This window comes from Bartonella sp. TT29SHDZB (assembly GCF_042193395.1).
Lineage (GTDB): Bacteria > Pseudomonadota > Alphaproteobacteria > Rhizobiales > Rhizobiaceae > Bartonella.
Window position 1 is genome coordinate 1 of record NZ_JBHILQ010000185.1, and the last position, 530, is coordinate 530.

General features: G+C 47.2%; 1 pseudogene. It reads left to right on the forward strand.

The annotated features are described in order from the left end of the window. Window positions 1-530, forward strand: a pseudogene (locus ACFIJJ_RS10205) (DUF4815 domain-containing protein); the annotation flags it as partial.

Below are 530 nucleotides of genomic sequence, written 5' to 3' on the forward strand. Positions count from 1 at the left end.
TTTGGCAGTAGCGAAATCTTGGAAAGTCTTACCTTTGATGGTGTGAATGTTTTACCAAAGAGTCTCCTTATTGCCGATAGCAAGGGCACCCTTGAGGGCGCTTTCACGATTCCACAAAATATTACGGCTGGCACAAAAAATGTTGTGGCACGGGGGAAAGGGGGCACCATTGCAACAGGGCTTTTTACAGGTCAAGGCGTGATTGATGTGAAAGTGATGCGACGCACCACAACAGTGAAGATCTGGACGCAAGTGGACCCACAAGCGCAAGTCTTTACCCCCGATGAAACACGGCAAATCACTGGAATTGACTTTCATCTTTGCAAAATCGGCAATCAGAACCATGATCTGGTGATTGATTTGGTCACCACAGAAAATGGCTATCCGACCGCCGATATTCAAGCGCAAAGCTTTTATTCTATGAAGGGCGCAAAGCTAGGTTGGGCAGAGGCACGCTATGATGTACCACTCCTTGTGATGGATGACCGCTTAACGGCTTTCGTTATCAAGACAGATGATGCTGATCATTC